The sequence below is a fragment of the Oleiphilus sp. HI0128 genome, from assembly GCF_001635365.1.
In genome coordinates this window covers 1-3,799 of record NZ_LWGG01001057.1, presented here as the reverse complement: position 1 = coordinate 3,799, position 3,799 = coordinate 1, and the positions used below count along the sequence as shown (strand labels likewise).

The following is a 3,799-nucleotide window of genomic DNA, read 5'->3' as shown; positions in this document are numbered from 1 at the left end:
AATTCTATTGGTTTTCCCCTGTTTAAGAACGGGAGGCGGTGATAGTGAATCGATTCTGGATGAGCTGAGCGTTGCTCCTTAGCACTCTATATCTCTGCGTTTTCTTGAACTAAGACAATCAGCTTTTTGGGTCCATGAGCGCCATAGGCTAGTGTTTGTTGTATATCTGCTGTTTTCGACGGGCTGGAAATAAACAAAACATTGCTTGGCATTTTCTCGCATTGACCCCAAGGTTCATCATTGAGCAAACTTGATAAATCCGGGTAGATTTGATCCTCTTGTAGTAGCACTAGATGTATTGGTGGCACAAGCGACATCATTCTAGGTTCGTCTTTATTTGGCAGCAGCAATAAGGTTCCGGTTTCGGCTATTGCTCCCTGTGCAAGGGTGATGCCGATATCGATGTTATGGAATAAGGTTTCCCGAAGGGTTTCATAAGCTTGTGAGTAGCGTGTAATGCTGATGTTATTATTATGAAGGCGCAGAGCTTGTTCAATTTCGCTTTGGTATGCAAGATTATTCCCTAATAAGCAGTGCTTGGCTTTTTCTCTTTCCATGATGTCAGTAAGTGTTGTTTTCCACTTAAACGCGCTAACTCGATGTACTTCTGCGTGATTTTCTTCTAGTTTTGAGATCAGCTGCCTAAGCAAATCTTCAGCTTGAACAATACCACTACGACTTCTATGGGAGCTAGGCAAACCCTCGCGTTCTGGTGCTTTAAAACCCTTGGAGCGTTTTAGGCGTGAGAGTATGTTCAGTTTAGCTTGGTTCATTGGCGTGGCTCCTTGCTTTGTCCATCAAATTTTTGATGGCTATGCTTTAGCCTCTCGTGAAGGGTACGTGCACTTGGGCGAGCCGGTGTTCGGGTATTGCGCCATGCTTTTGGGTAGCAAGTGCTGATGAAAGGTAAGGCGCCCATGAGCTTGGTGACTAGGCGATAGAGTTTGGGGTGGGTATGGATCACTTTCCACAAACGCCAGATCCACGATTCTACCTTTAGCGTCGAGCCAGTAGCTTGTTGTTTGTTTCTCAAACTACGGATAAGTTGAGGCAGTTTAATATCTACTGGGCAGGCTTCCCCGCAGGCGCCATTAAGGGAGCAGGCATTTAGAAGCTCCCCATGACTTGCCATACCCTTAAGTTGAGGCATAACAACCTGCCCAATAGGGCCGGGGTAGGTTGTGCCGTAAGCATGTCCGCCTATTTTGGTATAGACCGGGCAGTGATTCATGCATGCACCACAGCGAATACAAGCGAGAGTGGTTTTCAGCTCCGGATCTTGTTGGATGAGTGAGCGGCCATTGTCGAGAATAATTAAGTGAACTTCCTCGGGGCCGTCAAGTTCTCCTGCTTGACGCGGGCTGCTAATCAAGTTGAGGTAGCTGGTGATATGTTGGCCGGTTGCGGAACGAGTGAGAAGGCGTTGTAGTGTTGGTAGTTCTCTCAGGCTTGGAATAACTTTTTCCAGGCCCATAATTGCAATGTGCACCGGAGGAGCTGTGGTAGATAAGCGTCCATTACCCTCGTTTTCTACCAGGCAAAGCGTACCTGACTCGGCAGCAGCAAAGTTGACGCCCGAAATGCCAATGTCTGCTTTTTCAAATTTATCCCTGAGGATTCTTCTACCCAGACCAATCATGCCATCAACGTCGTTCGGGTCGCATTTCAACTTGAGCTTCTTTTCAAATAGTTGAGCAATTTCCTGTTTGTTTTTGTGGATGGCGGGCATGATGATATGAGACGGTGTTTCATCGGCAATCTGCACAATGTACTCCCCCATATCCGATTCAATGGCTTCAATATTATGGCTCTGGAGGAAATTGTTCAATTCGATTTCTTCGCTCGCCATCGACTTTCCTTTGATAACAAGTTTGGCTTTGCGACGTTGTGCTATGTCGAGAACAATTTGGTTAGCTTCGATCCCGGTTTCTGCCCAATGTACCTGAATGCCGTTATTGCTACATTGTTGTTCTAGTTGCTCTAGCAGTTCAGGTAAACGCTCGACGACGTTCTGTCTTATTGCTGCACCTTGTTCTCTAAGGGTTTGCCATTCCTCTTCATCACTGAAGGCTTGTTTGCGTTTATTGCGTAGAAAGTCCATGGCGCCGCGGAAGTTGGAGCGTAGCTGCGTATCTTCTAGTGCGCTTTTTATGCGAGTGGCGAAGTTTGAGTGCGCGTCGTCAGTCATGTTGTATTCCAAAACGCTGAGCAATAAATCTCGCGATATGGGTGCAAGGACGCTTGTCGCCTGAATGCTTGATATGTCCGCTAATATTCAAAAGGCAGCCACAATCACCGCTTAATATAGACTGAGGATTTGGTGATAGTAAGTGCTCACATTTGTCTGCTGTCATGGCGGCAGAAATCTCAGGAGACTTGATAGCAAAGGTTCCCCCAAATCCGCAGCACTCCTGCTCTAGTGTTGGTAAGGATACCTCGACGCCATCTAGCTTTCTTAGAATTGATAGCCATGGTTCTGCGACTTCCATCTCCCTAAGGGCGCTACAGGATCGGTGAAGACTGATATGAGTGTGGGAGCTGTCGCTTTGCTTATTGTATGGGAGGATGGGCTCTAGAAACTCGATAAGCTCGTAGGTTCTCGAGCTCAGCTCTATTGCTTGTTTATGCTCTGTGGAACCCGTGTCGAAGAGAGTCGGGTAGTGATGCTTGATCATGGCCGCACAAGAGGCTGAAGGTACGATAACAGGTAACTTTTTGTCGGAAAAAACCTGAATGGTGTGCCAGGCGACATCTTTGGCTGGGCTTGCTTCACCCGAATTATAGGGAGGCTGTCCGCAGCAGGTTTGCGCTTGAGGAAATACTATTTGATAATTACATAGTTCAAGCAGAGCAATCGCATCCATACCTGATTCCGGGTAAAAGGAATCTATTAGGCAAGTTCCAAAGAGGTAGGCCTGTTTACTCTGCATGAGATTTTTTCGAAGTACCGTTAAGGATATGGAGGTCGATCAGGCCAATTTCATCCCAGTCGCTGTTTTTAGCAACCTCAAAGCCGTTTTCAACAAAAATATACTTGAGAAGCTTTTCCCCTTCGTCATCTTTAATCATATTCACAAACGCCCGCTTTAACTTGGTGAGCGAGAAAAAATCGACGCGAGGGTGTGCGATAAGAGGGTAGGGAGAAAACCCGGGGCTGTCCCAGAGCATTCTCAGGCGACTACGTATTTCAGGGGGGAGTGCTCTAAAGCTCTCATCAGTTCCGCCACCGGCGATGTAATCCCCATTAGCGACGCCTTTGTAGACCTCTGACTGACTAGATAAAAACTGGGGGATGATATCGAAGTTAAGTTTATTCAGGCTTTCTCTCGGCACTACGCTGGCGGCAAAATCTAGCAAGCCAGGAAACGCAATGGTTGCATTTCTTAGTTCTGCCAAGGTCTTAATTGGTCCAGTTTTCTTAACGAATATTAGCCCTCTGATTGGCTGTGACTTGCGTTTGACCTGGGCCTGGTAGCCCGGAAACTCTTTAAATGCATGAAACTGCAAAGGGGTAGTGTAGGCAAGGTCGTAATGCCCTTTGGCCAGTTTTAATTCAAAATCGAGTTGGCTGCTGGCAGCTTCATATTTAAGTTCAATTCCCGAGGCTTGTTCCAAAAAAGAAATTACGTTTTGCCATGCTACTGTTTTAGTAGGAAGAGAGCTGCTTGATGTTGCATAGCTGAGTTGTTGGTCTAGCTTCTTTTGTTTCACCGCAAACTTGCTTTTTTTCTTAACGATCTGTTTTTCAAGAGCTTCCAGTTCGGCAACGGGTTTGGGGAACGAGGGCGCAACGCCGACA

4 protein-coding genes are annotated in these 3,799 nt (G+C 46.7%); all 4 read right to left on the bottom strand.

Features of this window, described 5'->3' with window-relative positions:
- Positions 1 to 86: 86 nt before the first annotated feature.
- The gene (locus tag A3763_RS18030) at positions 87 to 773 is read right to left on the bottom strand and encodes a lactate utilization protein (protein WP_068633692.1); all 687 of its coding nucleotides are present in this window, start codon (positions 771 to 773) and stop codon (positions 87 to 89) included.
- A complete protein-coding gene (locus tag A3763_RS18025; RefSeq protein ID WP_068514109.1) occupies positions 770 to 2,188 on the bottom strand; it encodes a LutB/LldF family L-lactate oxidation iron-sulfur protein in 1,419 nt (472 codons plus the stop codon). The genes A3763_RS18030 and A3763_RS18025 overlap by 4 nt, the downstream gene beginning before the upstream one ends.
- Entirely contained in the window at positions 2,181 to 2,930 is a 750-nt protein-coding gene (locus A3763_RS18020; RefSeq protein ID WP_068514112.1) for a (Fe-S)-binding protein, read from the bottom strand. Before A3763_RS18020 ends, A3763_RS18025 begins: the two co-directional genes overlap by 8 nt.
- On the bottom strand, positions 2,920 to 3,799 hold an 880-nt coding region (locus tag A3763_RS18015; RefSeq protein WP_068760290.1), incomplete at its 5' end, for a phosphate/phosphite/phosphonate ABC transporter substrate-binding protein. The genes A3763_RS18020 and A3763_RS18015, both read right to left, overlap by 11 nt.

Coding starts and splice junctions, on each gene's coding strand:
- A3763_RS18020 (WP_068514112.1), bottom strand. CDS start 2,930: ATGCAGAGTAAACAGGCCTACCTCTTTGGAACTTGCCTAATAGATTCC.
- A3763_RS18025 (WP_068514109.1), bottom strand. CDS start 2,188: ATGACTGACGACGCGCACTCAAACTTCGCCACTCGCATAAAAAGCGCA.
- A3763_RS18030 (WP_068633692.1), bottom strand. CDS start 773: ATGAACCAAGCTAAACTGAACATACTCTCACGCCTAAAACGCTCCAAG.